Origin of the sequence: Hymenobacter busanensis (assembly GCF_008727865.1) — a bacterium.
Taxonomy (GTDB): domain Bacteria; phylum Bacteroidota; class Bacteroidia; order Cytophagales; family Hymenobacteraceae; genus Solirubrum; species Solirubrum busanense.
The window spans coordinates 494619-510509 of record NZ_VTWU01000004.1 but is presented as its reverse complement, the minus strand read 5'-3'; the positions used below and the strand labels follow the sequence as shown (position 1 = coordinate 510509).

Here is a 15891-nt window from a genome sequence, read left to right as displayed (position 1 = left end):
CGCTTCCTTTCGGTAGCGGGCCGCTTTGCGTTTGGGCTCATTTCATCACGACCGGGCTTCCACCAACGGATAATCAGTCGGCTCCCCTTCTCTCTCGGAGCGGGAATCGGGCGGACCGGTGCGCTGCCACACCTCAGCAATGCCCATCACCGCAAAGCAGCCCAGGATATTGTACCACAGGTAGGCAATATCGGTGAGCCAGAACGCCAGCAGCGTGAGGACCTGCGTGACGACGGCCGCGCCGAACACCGCCCGGCCGTGCACATGCTTCTGAAAAAACGCCACCGCGAAAATGCCCAGAATGGTGCCGTAGAACAACGAGCCGAGGATGTTGACGGCCTGAATGAGGTTTTCCATGCGGGCCGCAAATAGCGCAAACCCGATGCCTAGCACGCCCCAGCCCACGGTGAGCCAGCGCGAGGTTTTCACCAGCTGCTCTTCCGAGCGAATGCGCCCTTTCAGCGCCGGCCGGTAGATATCGACCACGCTGGTAGAGCCCAGGGAATTCAGGCCGCCGGCGGCGCTGCTCATGGCCGCGCTCAGCACCACGGCCACCAGCAAACCCACGAGGCCGCGCGGCAAATACTTCAGCACGAATGAAATGAACACGTAGTCGGTGTCCTTGCCTTTGGCTTCGATGGCCTTGTCGTCGGCGGTAGGGTTGGTGCGCTTGATGAGGGCCAGCCACTGCCGCTGAATGCCGGCCCGGGCGGCCTGGGTGGTTTGCAGCCGCTGTTGCGCCGCAGCTTCGGCCACCGGATTCTGGGCGCGTTGGGCCGCCGCCAGCGAAGTAGTAGCCGCCTGCTGCGCCAGTTGCAGGGTGCGGTGCTGCTGCTCCAGCTGCCGGGCCTCGGCGGCGGCGGGCCCGCGCATCACCTCCTCATACACGGGCCGGTTGAAGGTGAGCGGCGCCGGCTGAAACAGATAGAACACGAACAGCAGCACCCCAATGAGCAGGATACCGAACTGCATGGGCACCTTCACCAAGCCGTTCATGAGCAACCCCAGGCGGCTTTGTGTCACGCTTTGGCCCGAAAGGTAGCGTTGCACCTGGCTTTGGTCGGTGCCGAAGTAAGACAGGGCCAGAAACAGGCCGCCGGTCATGCCGGTCCAGAAGTTGTAGCGGTCGGTCCAGCTGAAGGAAAAGTCGACAAGGTTGAGCTTGCCCAGCCGCCCGGCTACGTGCAGGGCATCGGTAAAGCCGATTTGGGGCGGCAGGTAGCGCACCAGCAGGTAGCCCGCCGCTGCCATGCCCGAGAAAATAACCGCCACCTGCCACTGCTGGGTGATGGTAACGGCGCGGGTACCGCCGCTCACGGTGTAGGCAATGATGAGCGTACCCAGCAGGCACACCGTCACGGCCGGGCTCCAGCCCAGCACCGCCGACAGCACCAAGGCCGGTGCGTAGAGCGAGAGGCCGTTGCTCAGGCCGCGTTGCAACAGAAACAAGCCCGCTGCCAGGGTGCGCGTGCGCCCATCGAAGCGGGTTTGGAGGTACTCATAGGCCGTGTACACGCGCAGCCGCTGGTAGATGGGCACGGCCACGATGGATATCAGCACCATGGCCACGGGCAGGCCGAAGTAGAACTGAATGAAGCGCATGCCGTCGGCGTAGGCCTGGCCGGGCGTGCTCAGGAAGGTAATGGCCGAGGCTTGGGTGGCAATGATGCTCAGGCCCACGCCCCACCAGCGGGTGTTGCGCCCGCCCAGCAAATAGTTGTCGAGACTGGCGCCAGCCTTGCGGGTGCGCCAGGTGCCGTAGCCAACAATGAGAATGAGTGTGCCCGCCAGCACCAGCCAGTCGAAGTTGCTCATGCGCCCAACGCTCGGCTAAGCCACACGAAAAACCCGATTTCGGCCGCCAGCGCCGCCAGCACCAACGTGTACCACGCGCGCCACGAGGGCAGACCGGGCGGAGAATGGTCGGAATCGGCGGGGGAAACGGGGTGCAGCATGTTGGGTGGCGGGATGGAAAAGAAGAACAACAAGAATTGTGCGAAGCTGCGCCGAAGGCCGTGATGCCCCCTCCTTTTTGAAGGAGGAGACGCGGCGAGTTTACTCGCCGCTGGGCTGGTTGCGTCGTTGTTTAAAAGGCCGTCATTCTCCCTCTGAAGTCCGCACTCACTTTGTTGAATGGTATCTGACGAAGCGGTAGAGATGCTTCGACAAGCTCAGCATGACCGTTGTGTGTAGGTCGTTCAACATCAGCAACGACGCTACCACCCCAGCGGCGAGTAAACTCGCCGCGTCTCCTCCTTCAAAAAGGAGGGGAGCTTTCGTGCTGCTAGTTCGCCTTGTCCTTGCCCAGTTCAATCATGTTGGTGATGAGGCGGTAGGCGCCGGGCACGCCGGCGGGCAGTTCGCGGAAGAAGGAAAGGCCGGTGTAGATGTAGTGGCCCTTGCCGTAGTCCGTCACCAAAATGGCCGACTCCTTGGGCGTTTCGCCGGGGTCGTGGCTGCTGATGACGGTCTGGTATTTCGGGTCCCAGGAACTGGGGTAGTAGAGGCCCTGCTCCTGCTGCCAGCCCTCGAAATCCTTGGTGGTAATCTTGTTTGGGGCTGCCATCAGCGGGTGCTGGGGCTTGGTGATGGTCACGGGCGCGTCTTCCACCGTCACGCGGTCGTTCGACAGTTTCAGGGAGTACGGGCCGATTTCGGGCAGCACCACGCGGGAATTGACGGTGTACTGCACCACCATATTGCCGCCTTTTTCCACGTATTCGAGCAGCTCTTTTTGCAGGTACTTCAGGCGGTCGATGGTGTTGTAGGCGCGCACGCCCAGCACCACGGCGTCGTAGCGCTTGAGCTTGCCGGCGTTCAGGTCTTCGGGCTTGAGCAGGGTCACGTTGTAGCCGATCTGGCGCAGGGCGTCGGGCACTTCGTCGCCGGCGCCCATGAGGTAGCCGATTTCCTGGTTGCGGCGCTTCAGATCAAGCTTTACCAACGGGGCCACGGCCTCGAGGAAGAGCGTTTGGACGGGAATGTGCGGGTAGTTGATAGTCTGGATGCCGCGGGTGTAGGGCTGGCCGTCGAGCGTGGCCACGGCGCGGAGCTGGCCGCTGCTTTCAGGGCTGTTTTTGTCGGCGGGCTGCATCTGGAACGTCACGGTACGCTCCTCGTCTTTGTTCAGGATATCGAACGGAATGCTGGCGGGCTCCACTTTCCAGTTGGCGGGCACCTGTAGGGCCACCGTGCCTTTGGCATTGGCGCGGCCGGCTTTTAGGGTGACGGGAACGGTTTTGGGCTGGTTGTCGGCAAAGACGTATGCCCGACCGACGAGGTTCACGGCCACGGGCGGCACTACGGCCACTGGCTGGTATATCTCACCGAAAGCGGGGTCGACGCGCTTGTATTGCACGGGGACATTATACATGAACATTTGTCCGCCGACTAAGAAGCGAAAGTGTACCAAAGCAGCCGGATCATTCTCGGCCTTACCCCGGTCTATTTGACTTTTAACGGAGTACATACCAATAGAAGCCGCATCCCGCAGCCAGTACGGCTGAGAAACCAAAGCCGTGCTCACACTCCCCTTGATGCTGATGGTATCAGTAAGCCTTGTGTTAGTCGGCAAGTCAATCCGCTTGCCTTGGTTGCCATGCATTCCATTCATAGCTGAAATGGAGGTTACAGCAAGGGCCTCGTTACCAACGACACCTTGTTTAGCCAGCAGTTGAATAGGCAGGTTTGAACGATTAACTATTTCATAAGTGGCGCTTACTGCCATTGTGCCTGAAGGCATGTAAACGGCAGAAGGACTAGCGGCAGTTACTTCCAAATGAAGGCCTACACTCTGCTTGATTAAAGCATCGAGTTCTTCCAGCTTTTCTATCTGCCAAAAACGTCCGTTGTCCTCTTTAGCCAGCAACCCAAATAGTACCTCCCGCACCTTCAGCAGCCCCGGCACACTCCCCTCCGGCTTGCTCGCATCATACTTCCGAATCACCTCGTCGAGAAGCTTGCCCACGGCGGCTCCGCCTTTCACGCGGTTCCAGCTCATGTCCACGCCCTCGAAGGGGTCTTTGCTGACTTTGTCGCCTTTTACCAGCTGTAAATATTCCAGCGCCTCGCCGCGGGTAGCGGCCGAGCCGAAGCCCTGCGAACGGTGCTGCGAGCGGCTGCGGGCGGCAATTTCGCCGTAGCTCTGGCCCAGCAAGGCGTTGTAGCCGCCGGCATCTACTTTCAGGTAGCCGCTCATGTCTTCGCCGGGCTTCACGAAGAACGAGCCGGTGTTCCAGAACAGCCGCTTGGGCTGCCAGGGCTGCACGTACTGCAGCTGCTCGGGGAAGCGTTTCGGGTCGCCGGCCGCGTCGAAGGCTTCGGCGGCGAGGATGGCCGAGGCGGTATGGTGGCCGTGGCCGGCGCGGGCGTCGGGTGGGAAGCGGGTGATGAGCACGTCGGGGCGGCGCTGGCGAATCACCCACACCATGTCGGCCAGCACCTGCTCCTTGTCCCAGATCTTGAACGTCTCCTCGGCGGTTTTCGAGAAGCCGAAGTCGTTGGCGCGGGAGAAAAACTGCCGGCCGCCGTCGATGCGGCGGGCGGCCAGCAGCTCCTGGGTGCGGATGACGCCGAGTTGCTCGCGCAGCTCGGGGCCGATGAGGTTTTGGCCGCCGTCGCCGCGGGTGCAGCTGAAGTAGCCGGTTTCCAGCAGCCGGCCGTTGGCCATGTAGGCAATCAGGCGGGTGTTTTCGTCGTCGGGGTGGGCCGCAATGTAGAGCACCGAGCCGAGCACGTTGAGCTTTTTCAGCCCCAGCAGGATTTCCGAGGACGAGTAGGTTTTGGGGGCTTGGGCCTGGGCTTCGCTACCGAAGAAGGCCGCAGGAAGCACAAGCAGGGCCGTGAGCAGGGCACGGCGGAGGCAATGGTGGAGCATCGGGGGTAGGTTGAAGTCGTGAAGATAACCGCCGGACGCGGGGTGGGTTCAGCGCGCGGGGCCCGCCAGCCGCTTCTGCCCCCGTGGTTCGGGGCCGGCAAAGTCCGATTCGCCGCTGCTTCAGATTGCTGCAGCCGCTGAAAGCCGCTGGCGCGTGGCAAACATTGCATTCTGCCGATAAAGTGGAACGCCTCGGCCCGGCCGCATCGTTGAGGGAAGCGCGGGGAAAATCCGGCCCTGCCGCAACGGTTCCGGCCAAAGCTTGTCCGTAGCCTATCTTCCCGCCTTCATTTACCCCCAATGCGCCGGTTCGGGCGCCTTACTGCATGAGCTTCTTCCCCCGTCCGTGGCTGGCCACGCTTGGTTTTGCGTTGATACTTCCGGCCGCCGCGTCGGCCCAACAGGTGGCCGCGCCGGCCGCCGCGCCCGCACCCGTGCAGTGGACGCACCTCGACCCGCTGAAAGACCGCACGATGGGCATCAGCACCCAGCGCGCCTACGATGAGCTGCTGAAAAACCGTATTCCCACCGCCGTGGTGGTGGCCGTTATCGACTCGGGCGTGGATACGGCCCACGTGGATTTGAAGCGCGTGCTCTGGACCAACCCCCGCGAAATTCCCGGCAACGGCAAAGACGACGATGGCAACGGTTACGTGGACGACATCCACGGCTGGAGCTTTCTGGGCGGCAAAGACGGCCGCAACGTGGACGTGGACACCTACGAGGAAACCCGCCTCGTGGCCAAGCTCAAGCCGCTCTACGAGGGCAAAAGCCGTACCTCGGTGCCCGCGGCCAAGCGCGAGGAGTACGACCTGTACCAGCGCGTGAAAAAAGACTACGACAAGAAAGTAGCCGAAGAAACCAAGCAGCTGCAGGAGCTGGGCCCCATGGGCGAGCAGCTGCAAAGCATTACCAGCCAGCTGAAACAAGTGCTGGGCGTAGAGCGGCTCGATACCGCCGTGCTGCGCAAGCCGCCCGTGAGCAACCCGCAGCTGCTGGCCCTTACCTCGCAGCTCTACGGCAGCCTGCTCGCCTCGGGCCAGCCCGATATGGAGTCGGTGGTGAAGCAGATTCAGCAGGCCGCGACGGAAGGCAAAAAGCACTTGGATTACTCCCTGAACCTGCAGTACAACCCGCGCACCATCGTGGGCGACGACGAAGACAACACCAAGGACCGCAACTACGGCAACAACGACGTGACCGGTCCCGATGCGTTGCACGGCACCCACGTGGCCGGCATCATTGCCGCCGACCGCCAGAACAACATTGGCGTGCAGGGCGTGGCCGGTGCCCCGGTGCAGATCATGGCCGTGCGCGCCGTGCCCAACGGCGACGAGCACGACAAGGACGTGGCCAACGCCATCCGCTACGCCACCGACAACGGCGCCGCCATCATCAACATGAGCTTTGGCAAGTACTACTCGCCCCACCGCGAGGCTGTCGACGAGGCCATTCGCTACGCCGGCAGCAAGGGCGTGCTGCTGGTGCACGCGGCCGGCAACGAGTCGAACAACATCGACGAGGTGACGCACTACCCCGCGCCGGTGGCGCCGAAGGCCACGGCCGCCTACCCCAACTTTCTGACGGTGGGGGCCTCGGCCAGCACCAACGACGAGCACCTGGCCGCCGATTTCTCGAACTACGGCAAGCGAGTGGAGGTATTTGCGCCGGGCGTGGGCATTTACTCGACCCTGCCGGGCAGCACCTACGGCAACGAAAGCGGCACCAGCATGGCGGCCCCCACGGTAGCGGGCATGGCGGCAGTGCTCAAGTCGTACTTTCCTTCCCTTTCGGCCGTGGAGCTGAAGCGCATCCTCATGGCGTCGGCCCAGCCGGTGCACACCAAGGTGCTGAAGCCGGGCGCCAAGAAGCCGGTCGATTTCAGCACGCTTTCGAGCACCGGCGGCGTGGTGAACCTCTACCGCGCCGTGGAACTGGCCACGCAGGCGCAGGCCGGCAGCGCCGCCAAAGGGGGCGCAGCGGCGGGCAAGTAGGCCAAGCTCGTTTTTCTGACGATTCGGGAAAGGCAGCGGCTATGGCCGCTGCCTTTTTTGCTGGGCAGCAGTTCCCCAACAGCTCGCTTGTCGCCCGTGGTGTGGCCTACTGTCGAGCTTTTTTTCGGCGAATGCGCGCCGACGCCCGTACTTTCAAACGTCACCAACCCCTGTGCTTATGCTGATTCAGCAACTCATCATCCGGAAAATGCTGCGCGAAAAATACCCCAACGGCCTGCCTCCGGGCCACACGGGTGGACCGGTGTGGAAGTTTGCCCTGCGCCTGCTGCGGCGGCAGATGGTCAGCTTTGCCTTGGTAGTAGCGGGCATTTTCTCGGCGGCGCTGGGGCTGAAAGGCTTTTTATTGCCCAACGATTTCATCGACGGCGGCGTGACGGGCATTTCGCTGCTCACGGCCGAAGTCACCGGCTGGCCGCTGTCGGTGCTGCTGGTGCTGATAAACGCGCCGTTCATCGCGCTGGCCTATTTCCACCTCGACCGCGTGGTGGCTCTCAAAGCCACGGCGGCCATTCTGGGACTGGCCGTGGTGCTGTGGCTGGTGTCGTTCCCCGTTCTCACCCAAGACAAGCTCCTGATTTCGGTATTCGGCGGGTTTTTCCTGGGCGCGGGCATCGGCCTCACCATCCGGGGCGGCGGCGTGCTCGACGGCACCGAAATCATGGCCGTGTTTGCCAGCCGCAAAAGCCCCATGAGCGTGGGCGACGTGATGCTGGTGATTAACGTGCTGATTTTTGCCGTGGCCGCCTGGCTGCTGTCGGTCGAAACGGCTATGTACTCAATTCTGGCTTACCTCTCGGCTGCCAAAACCGTCGATTTCATGATTGACGGCCTGGAGGAATACACCGGCGTCACCATCATTTCGAAGCGCAGCGAAGCCATCCGGCGCATGATAACCGAGAAGCTCGGCCACGGCGTGACGCTCTACGCGGGCCGCAGCGGCTACGGCGGCCACGGCCACCAGCAAGAATCGATGGACATCGTGTTTACGGCCGTGACGCGCCTGGAAGTCACGCGCCTGCGCAGCGAGGTAGAAGCCATCGACCACCAGGCGTTCCTGCTCATGCACAGCATCAAAGACACCCACGGCGGCCTCATCAAGAAGCGGCCATTGCACTAGGCGCGCAGCCTAGTGCCCGAACACGTACCAGCGGAACACCAGTATGTTGACGCCGTAGTTCAGCAGCCCGGCCAGCACGCTCACAACCAAGGCGCTGAGCACGGCGCGGGGCCAGCTCAGGCGCAGGCCTTGCCGGCCCACCCACGTGAGATACGCCACGTACACCGCGGCCTGCATGAGCGCGGTGCTGCTGCCCGGCTCGCGACCCGCCACCAAAAAGATGGACACCAGCGCCACCATGAGGTAGAGCTGAAACGCCGAGCCCACCACGACCAGCACAAACAACGACTCGGCGTAGTTCAGCCAGCGGCGGTACACGGCCCACACGCCCAGCGCGTGCAGGGGCATCAGCGTCAGCCACCACACGTTGAAAAACTTGCCGATGGCGTAGAAATACCGCCCTACCCGTTCCACCTGCTCGGCCGAAGCGCCGCCGGCCCGAAAACCCCGCTGCACGTTTTCGCCGATGAGCTCATAGTAGTGCAGCTGGGTGGAAAGCAACGTAGCGAAACCCACTGCCAGCAGCAGAAACTGAAAAGGGTTGAAGTAAACCTTGCGCCGGCCGGCCAAATAGTCGGCCACCACCCGGCCGGGGTAGCGCAGCACCTGCGCCGCGTAGCCGAAAATACTTTTGTCGGCGTGGGTAAATACGTGCAGCAGCTCGTGCAGCAGGTGCGGCACCGAGAGGCGGTGCGGGCGGGCCTGGCCGCAGTGCGGGCAGTAGGGCCCGGCTGCCAACGGCTGCGCGCAGTTCAGGCAAGCTGTTGCTTCGGCTGCGGGAGTAGCAGGAGCGGAGGGAGCGGCGGCGTTCATGGCACGGCGGAATGAGCACGTAAGTAAAAAAGAAAACCAACGCCGCAGAGCCGTCGGTTATCTTCGTGGCCTCTTCCTGCTGCCTTATGCCTGCTGCCTCGCTCCTGCTTGCCGACCTCTACCTCTACCCCGTCAAGTCCTTGGGCGGCTTTCGCGTGCCCGAGGCCGAAGTGCAGGCCCGCGGCTTCCGCCACGACCGTCGGTGGCTGATTGTGGACGCGCGCGGGCAGTTTCTAACGCAGCGCAACATTCCCGAAATGGCGCTGCTGCACCTGGAGCTGGGCCACAACGGCTTCGTGATTCGCCACATTCGGCGGCCCGAGCTGCGCCCCTTGCTGGTGCCCTTCGAAGCCAGTGCCGACCGCACCCAGTTTGTGACGGTGTGGGACGATATGGTGTTTGCCTACCGCGGCACCAACGAGCAGGACCAGTGGCTGAGCGAAGCCCTCGGCCAGCCCTGCCGCCTCGTGTTCATGCCCGACGTAGCCCTGCGCCCCGTCGACGACGGCAAAGTGCCCGGCCTCGTGAGCTTCGCCGATGCCTACCCGTTCCTGCTCATCGGCCAAGCCTCGCTCGACGACCTCAACCAGCGCCTGGAGCAACCGCTGCCCATGAACCGCTTCCGCCCCAACTTGGTGGTAACCGGTACCCTGCCCTACGCCGAAGATACCTGGCATGAGTTCCGGGTGGGCGAGCTGGCGTTTCGCGGCATCCGGCCCTGCGGCCGCTGCCCCGTCACCACTACCGACCAGCTGACCGCCGAACGCAGCGCCGAACCCCTGCGCACCCTGGCGCAGTACCGCAAAGCCGGTAATAAAGTCATGTTCGGCATGAACGTGGTGGGCCCGGCCAGCGGTGTACTGCGCACGGGCGGTGCTGTTGAAGTGCTCAGCCACCACGCCTAGCGTCGCCAATTTTCCTCCGAAGCTGTTATTTTTCTGCCATGTCGTTTGCTGCTTCGGCTTTTGCGCCTACTCCGTCCCGCCTGCTGGTTCCGCGCCTCGTGGCGCTGTGGGCCCTGAGCGAAGGGTTACTGGGCGGCATTTTGCACGCCTTCAAGCTGCCCGTTACCGGTTTGCTCGTCGGCGGCACGGCGGTGGTCATCATCCGGCTGATTGGGCACTACGCCGGGCGGCGCGGCATTGTGCTGCGCGGGCTGCTGGTGGTGCTGGCCCTCAAAGCCATGCTTAGCCCGCAAAGCCCGCCCACGGCCTACGTGGCGGTAGCGTTTCAGGGCGTTGTGGGCGAAATGCTGGCCTGGGGCACGTCGTTTCCGCGCCTGCGCGGCGTGCTGCTGGGTTTGCTCACGCTGGTGGAGTCGGCCGCGCAACGGGTGCTGATGCTTTGGCTGGTGTTCGGCAACGACCTGCCCGGCGCCTTCAACCAGTTTGTACAAGGCCTGCTTGGTGGCATGGCCGCGCAGCAGCCCAACTATGCCCTGCTGCTTGCCCTCGGCTACTTGATGCTGCATGCCGCCGCGGGCGTGGCCATTGGGTGGTGGGCCGGCGGCTTGCCGCAGCAGCTGCCGATGCTGGCTCAGCAGTACCCCTGGCTCTGGCAACCGCAGCAGCCCACCGAAAACGACGACAGCAACGACTCGGCGCCTGTCACTGCGGCTCCTCCGCGGCGGTGGCACATCAGCCGCGTGTTGCTGGGCATCTGGGTGGCGGTGGCGCTGCTGTGGCTGGCCGCCGCGGCCGGCTGGCCCCCCGTAGCCGCCCTCGACCGCTCCAAGCTGGGCGGACTGCTGCTTCGCTCGATTGTGGTATATGGTGGCTGGGCATTGGTGGTTGCGCCCCTGCTGCTGCGGGCCCTGCGGAACTGGCTCAGCCGCCCGCGCGGCCGTTGGGCCGCCGATTTGTCGGCGACCCTCAACTTACTCCCTGCTACCGGCCAGCTGGTGGCGCAATGTTGGCGCGTGGCGGGCGGGCACCGGGGCTGGCGACGCTGGCGCTGGTTTTGCCGGGCCCTAGCCGTTTCCATGTTCGTCGAACCCGTACGCCAAGCCGCGTAGCTTTCTAGCCCGGCCGTTACCCATGATTATACACCTGCTCAGCGGCCCCGTGCGCAGCGGCAAAACCACCCGACTGACTGCCTGGGCAAGTGGACAAGCCAGCGTAGCTGGACTGCTGATGCCAGCCGAAAATCGGGCAACCCGCCGTTTTCACGACTTACGCACCGGGCTGCAGTGGTCGGTAAACGCCCGGCCCGGCGACTGGCAAGCCCAGTGCATCGGCCCGCACCGTTTCTCCTCAGCGGCCTTCGGGTGGGCCAACCACGCCTTGCTTGGAGCAGCCACCACACCCGAAACCCGCTGTCTGGTGGTCGATGAAGTAGGTCCGCTGGAATTGCGCGGGCAGGGGCTGGCCCCGGCTTTGCATACCATTTTGCACACAAAATCTTATCAACCAGCCAATTTGGTACTTGTAGTGCGCACGCCGCTGGTCGTAGCGGCTGTTCATACGTTTAATTTGCAGCGTTGGCAGCTGCAGGATTTTTCCGCTACCAATTCTTACTAGTGCAGATTACGACATATTTTATTAAGGTGTAAATCCAATTCGCTTGATATTGTACTGCCGCGTATTTACTTTTGCCCACAGTCGGTTTCCGCTTCGCGCTGCTCAAGCAAATTATTAGCCCGCTGCTTGGTTACGAGTCGCTTAGAACTTGACGTCCGCCCTATTACTGCCCACTTGCCGCATGTTGCACCGCTTGCCTGCACGAGTCACGCTTTTCCTGCTTTTTGGCCTGTTGCTCCTGAACGGGCGCCCCGCCAGTGCCGACAACAACACCCTCCAGCTCTTGCACGCCCCGTGGGGCGAGCTGCTGGCTCGTCACCTTCGTGCTGATGGGCACCTGAACTACCAGGGCCTGCAAAACGACGAAGACGAGTTGCTGGCTTACTTGCAAGCCGCCAAGCACATGCCCCCACAGCCCTCTTGGTCGCGTGCCGACCAGGCGGCGTACTGGCTGAATGTGTACAACGCCACCAGCGTGTACCTCACGCTGCAGTACTACCCGGTGGAGCGCCTGAGCGAAGTGCGCATCAAAACCATCGGCGGCAAGCTCTCGGTATGGGAAGCGCCCGAAGTAAACGTGGGCAACCAAACCTATTCGCTCAACCAGATTGAGCGCACCATTCTGCCCAAACTGTTGCCTGCCGATGCGCGCCTGCATTTTGCCCTCAACCGCGGCGCCTACTCCGGCCCGTCGCTGCTGCCCGCCGCCTTCGACGGGGCCTTGCTCGACAAGCAACTCGACCAACAGGCCCGGCGCTTCATCAACGACCCGCTGCGCAATACGCTGGCGGCTGGGCACGTGCAGGTGTCGAGCTTGTTTGACTGGCACGCGGCGGAATTTGGCCAGCAAACCGAGTTGGTGGCCTTCCTGAACCGCTACGCCAAAATCAAGATCGAGCCCACCGCCCAAGTTACCTACCTGCCGTTCGATTGGGCGCTGAATGACAACAGCGCCCCGGACGCCACCGCCCAGCGCGGCACGCAGCGGTAACCCGCTCTGCTTTCCGACACCGCACGCAGCCGCTTCTTTCCGAGGCGGCTGCGCTGTTTTTCGGCCCCTGCCACAACGCCGCGAGCCGCCGGTACGTTTGCCCGCATGCCACCACCCAAGCCGTGCCCCGCCGTGAACGACCTTGCCTTTGCCCTCGATTTTCTGCGCCAGCTACACGCCAACAACAGCAAGCCCTGGATGGATGCGCACCGCGCCGACTACCACCGCGCCCGGGGCGCTTTCGCCGGCCTGGTTACACAACTCCTGAAACGCGCGCAGGCTTTCGAGCCCGATCTGGCACCGCTGAGCCCGGCCGAAACCATGTACCGCATCAACAAAAACGACCGGTTTCAGCAAAGCGACGAACCCTACAAGCGCCACATGGCGGCCGGCTTCAAGCGCGGCGGGCGCCAAAGTCCGTGGGCAGGCTATTTCGTGGCCCTGGAGCCGGGCGGCGAAACGTACGTGGGCGCCGGGCGCTGGCAGCCCGAGCCGGCGCAGCTGGCGCGCATCCGGCAGGAAATTCACTACAGCGCCGATGCGTTTCACGCCATGCGCCAGAATGCGGAGCTGCTGCGGCATTTCCCCGCTGGCCTCGACCAAAGCAACGCCCTGAAAACCGCGCCCAAAGGCTACGACCGCGACGACCCGGACATCGAATGGCTGCGCCTCAAAAGCTTTTTCGTGTGGCGCAGCATTCCCGACGCCGACGTGCTGCGCCCCGATTTTGCGGACCGGGTGGTGGCTGCCTGGCAAGCGGCCCAGCCGTTGGTGCACTTCCTCAACCACGCCGTCGAGGGCGAATGAGCCCCGGCAATCGGGTTCCGGCCATTAGTAAAAAAGCAGCGGCCCGGTTCCGTAGTGGAAATCGGGGCCGCTGCTGCAGTAGCCTTACTGGGCTTGCTCGAACAAGCCGAACAGCTTGGCCTGGATCTTTTCGATGATGATGCCCAGGTCTTCGGGGCGCTCCACGTAGTTCAGGTCGTTCACATCCACAATCAGCAGCTTGCCGTCTTTGTAGCCGCTGATCCACTGCTCGTAGTGCTCGTTGAGGTTGCGCAGGTACTCGATGCGCATGTTGTTCTCGTAGTCGCGGCCGCGCTTCTCAATCTGGTGGATGAGCTTGGGCAGGTCGGCTTTGAGGTAGAGCAGCAAGTCGGGCGGGTCCACCATGCTGATCATCGACTGAAACAGGTTCTGGTAGTTGTCGAAGTCGCGCTCCACCATCAGGCCCGACTGGTGCAGGTTGGCGGCGAAGATGTGGGCGTCTTCGTAGATGGTGCGGTCCTGAATCACGCCTTTGCCCCCGAGCTTCATTTCCTTGATGCGCTGCGTCTGGCGGAAGCGGCTGTTGAGGAAATACACCTGCAGGTGGAAGGCCCAGCGGGGCATGTCGTCGTAGAAATCCTTGAGGTACGGATTGTCGTCGACGTCTTCCAGAAAGACTTCCCAGTTGAAGTGGTGGGCCAGCTTGTGGGCCAAGGTGGTTTTGCCGGCACCGATGTTGCCGACGATGGCGATGTGCATGAGCGGAATGCGAAACGAAAGGAGGGCCACAAAAGTAGCGCAAACCCATCAGCCCGCCGCACGCCCTTGGCATTATCGCGCCTATATCTTATATTACTAATATACAGCCGTTGCCGCCATGCCCCGCACCACTCTCCTCTTCCACCAGAAAGCCGAATTGGTTCACACCATCATCGATACGTTCGGGATTGTGGTAGCCGAGCTTAACTTCTTTCCGAACGAGCGGGTGCTGTACGTGCGCTGGCACGGCCACCTCACCAGCGAGGAAGTCATCCGAGTGGCCGAAGCCACGCTGCCGTGGCATCAGCAGCTGCACCCGCTGGGCATTCTCAACGACAAGCGCAGCACCAGTGGCGACTGGGGCGAGGCCATGCATTGGCTGGAATACGAATGGGTACCCGTGGCCAAGAAAAACGGCCTGCGGGTCTTTGCCTACGTGCTCGACGCCGACATGCAAGTGTCCCTCGGCAACGCACAGGTTTTAGATCAGCTGCAGCAGGAACTAGACCTGCGCGTGTTCTACTCCGTGCCGGCCGCCTGGCGCTGGTTGCGCCAGCGCACCATGCCTCTGCTGGTGGCGCCGGCGGCCTGAGCGCAGCACGCTACGGGTTAGTCGCCCAGCACGTCCTTGGTGGCGCGGGCTTTTTCGAAGGTGCGGAATTCGGCCTGCCACGAGCGAATGTGCACCCGCTCGTCTACTTCAATCTGGTCGCGCACTTGCTCGTAGCGCTGGTTGAGGCGGGTGAGCAGCGCGCTGGCCTGCGCCCAGTCGGTGGTGGTCCACTGCTTGCGGTTGTCGCGGGTGTAGTCGATGAAGCGGCCGTAGAGGTCGTGCAGTTCACTGGCGCGGGCGGTGGCAATGTTGGCCTTTTCGCCCAGGAAGCGGGTTTGCGTATCCTGCAAGGTCTCGGGGCGGCTGGCTTGGGTGCTGCGGCGCTGTTGGTCGTATTCCCAGGTTTTGTAGCGGTCCTTCAGGCCTTCGTATTCCCGTTTCGACTGCGAGGAAAGGCTGTCGGCAGCGCGGTCGATGCGCGAGCTTTGTCGTTCGTAGTCTTCCTTGAGACGCGGCAACTCGCGCCGCACGCTGGCGTCGGCCCGGTCCACCTGTTCGTTTACCCAGCTGCCAAACTCCAGCAAATCTTCTTCCACGGCAGAAATAACCGACCCGGTTTTGGTGGTGGGGCCGGTCGTTTTGCCAGGAGTGCTCGTTTTGGCCGGGGTCGTCGACTTGGCCGGAGTGGTGGTTTTGGTTTGGGCCGAAGCGGCCGTCGTCAGCAACAAGAGCAGGGCGGCAGCAGCGGAAGAAGCAAGCAAAGGGAAGCGTTTCATAGCAACAAGGGGTGGGTAAGTACCGCAGTGGTACGGCCAACAACAATTTGCGGGCGGCCCTACCCATGAAATTTTCGGGCCAAAATGGTCGCCAAACCCGTCAACGTTCGTTTTTTCGCCAAATTGTACCCTCACTTGTGCCTTATGCCAACTTCCCAGTCCGCCATTCATCCCGCCGTACCCGACCCCGCGGCCGTGGTCCAGCCCGCCACCCTGGCCGACATTCCGGTGATAATTGAGCTGGCCGAGGCCACGTGGGAGCCCACCTACCGCTTCATTATTTCCAAGGAGCAGATCGACTACATGTACCGCGTTATCTACACGCCCGCGTCGTTGCGGCAGCAGATGACCGACGACGGCCACTCGTTTCTGCTGCTGCACGTAGACGGGCACCCGGCGGGCTACGCCTCCTTCAGCCCGCGCCCCGAGGAGCCCGGCGTGTACAAGCTGCACAAGCTCTACCTGCTGCCCTCGCACCAGGGCCGGGGGCTGGGCCAGCAGCTTATGCAGGCGGTGGAAGACGGCGTGCGGGCCGCCGGCGGGCAGTGGCTGGAGCTGAACGTGAACCGCCACAACCCCGCGCTGCACTTTTATGAGCGGCAGGGCTTTCAGCAGCACCGCACCGAAGACATTCCCATTGGGCCTTACTGGATGAACGATTACGTCATGCGCAAGGCTCTCACGCCGCCCGCTGCGTAGCCGCG

Annotated in this window: 15 protein-coding genes; 9 read left to right on the top strand and 6 right to left on the bottom strand. The window is 62.8% G+C overall.

Features of this window, described 5'->3' with window-relative positions:
• Nucleotides 1–45: 45 nt before the first annotated feature.
• The 3 genes from F0P96_RS13200 to F0P96_RS13195 all read right to left on the bottom strand — a co-directional run bounded on the left by F0P96_RS13200 (nt 46) and on the right by F0P96_RS13195 (nt 4876).
• On the bottom strand, nt 46–1815 hold the full coding sequence (locus F0P96_RS13200; RefSeq protein WP_151079365.1) for a sodium:solute symporter family transporter: 1770 nt from the start codon (nt 1813–1815) through the stop codon (nt 46–48).
• The gene (locus F0P96_RS21015; protein WP_160620083.1) at nt 1812–1955 is read right to left on the bottom strand and encodes a hypothetical protein; all 144 of its coding nucleotides are present in this window, start codon (nt 1953–1955) and stop codon (nt 1812–1814) included. The genes F0P96_RS13200 and F0P96_RS21015 overlap by 4 nt, the downstream gene beginning before the upstream one ends.
• Nucleotides 1956–2284: 329 nt before the next feature.
• Nucleotides 2285–4876 carry a PIG-L deacetylase family protein gene (locus F0P96_RS13195; RefSeq protein WP_151079364.1) on the bottom strand — a complete coding sequence of 864 codons (2592 nt, stop codon included), beginning with the start codon at nt 4874–4876 and terminating at the stop codon, nt 2285–2287.
• A gap of 326 nt (nt 4877–5202) precedes the next feature.
• Between F0P96_RS13195 and F0P96_RS13190 the strand changes: the two genes are divergently transcribed.
• Nucleotides 5203–6870, top strand: a complete 1668-nt coding sequence (locus F0P96_RS13190; protein ID WP_151079363.1) for a S8 family peptidase — start codon at nt 5203–5205, stop codon at nt 6868–6870.
• A 178-nt stretch (nt 6871–7048) separates the two neighbouring features.
• Nucleotides 7049–8008: a YitT family protein gene (locus F0P96_RS13185; protein ID WP_151079362.1), complete on the top strand. Its 960-nt coding sequence runs from the start codon at nt 7049–7051 to the stop codon at nt 8006–8008.
• Nucleotides 8009–8017: 9 nt separating this feature from the next.
• On the opposite strand, the gene F0P96_RS13180 is transcribed toward F0P96_RS13185, so the two are convergent.
• A complete protein-coding gene (locus F0P96_RS13180) occupies nt 8018–8821 on the bottom strand; it encodes a DUF3667 domain-containing protein (RefSeq protein WP_151079361.1) in 804 nt (267 codons plus the stop codon).
• 86 nt (nt 8822–8907) lie between these two features.
• On the opposite strand from F0P96_RS13180, the gene F0P96_RS13175 reads away from it, so the two are divergent.
• The 5 genes from F0P96_RS13175 to F0P96_RS13155 all read left to right on the top strand — a co-directional run bounded on the left by F0P96_RS13175 (nt 8908) and on the right by F0P96_RS13155 (nt 13138).
• Nucleotides 8908–9726, top strand: a complete 819-nt coding sequence (locus F0P96_RS13175) for an MOSC domain-containing protein (protein WP_151079360.1) — start codon at nt 8908–8910, stop codon at nt 9724–9726.
• A 38-nt stretch (nt 9727–9764) separates the two neighbouring features.
• Complete coding sequence (locus tag F0P96_RS13170; protein ID WP_151079359.1) at nt 9765–10835, top strand: hypothetical protein; 1071 nt, start codon at nt 9765–9767, stop codon at nt 10833–10835.
• A gap of 22 nt (nt 10836–10857) precedes the next feature.
• Nucleotides 10858–11340 (top strand): P-loop NTPase family protein, encoded by a 483-nt coding sequence (locus F0P96_RS13165; protein WP_151079358.1) that lies wholly within the window; start codon nt 10858–10860, stop codon nt 11338–11340.
• Between the two features lie 181 nt (nt 11341–11521).
• Nucleotides 11522–12331, top strand: a complete 810-nt coding sequence (locus tag F0P96_RS13160; protein WP_151079357.1) for a DUF547 domain-containing protein — start codon at nt 11522–11524, stop codon at nt 12329–12331.
• Nucleotides 12332–12463: 132 nt separating this feature from the next.
• A complete protein-coding gene (locus tag F0P96_RS13155; protein WP_160620085.1) occupies nt 12464–13138 on the top strand; it encodes a DUF2461 domain-containing protein in 675 nt (224 codons plus the stop codon).
• Nucleotides 13139–13222: 84 nt separating this feature from the next.
• Here F0P96_RS13155 and F0P96_RS13150 read toward each other — a convergent pair whose 3' ends face one another.
• Complete coding sequence (locus tag F0P96_RS13150) at nt 13223–13858, bottom strand: deoxynucleoside kinase (protein ID WP_151079355.1); 636 nt, start codon at nt 13856–13858, stop codon at nt 13223–13225.
• Between the two features lie 118 nt (nt 13859–13976).
• On the opposite strand from F0P96_RS13150, the gene F0P96_RS13145 reads away from it, so the two are divergent.
• Nucleotides 13977–14450: a hypothetical protein gene (locus F0P96_RS13145; protein ID WP_151079354.1), complete on the top strand. Its 474-nt coding sequence runs from the start codon at nt 13977–13979 to the stop codon at nt 14448–14450.
• 17 nt (nt 14451–14467) lie between these two features.
• Here F0P96_RS13145 and F0P96_RS13140 read toward each other — a convergent pair whose 3' ends face one another.
• Nucleotides 14468–15187 (bottom strand): DUF6565 domain-containing protein, encoded by a 720-nt coding sequence (locus tag F0P96_RS13140; RefSeq protein ID WP_151079353.1) that lies wholly within the window; start codon nt 15185–15187, stop codon nt 14468–14470.
• A gap of 144 nt (nt 15188–15331) precedes the next feature.
• Between F0P96_RS13140 and F0P96_RS13135 the strand changes: the two genes are divergently transcribed.
• On the top strand, nt 15332–15886 hold the full coding sequence (locus tag F0P96_RS13135) for a GNAT family N-acetyltransferase (protein WP_151079352.1): 555 nt from the start codon (nt 15332–15334) through the stop codon (nt 15884–15886).
• Nucleotides 15887–15891: the final 5 nt, after the last annotated feature.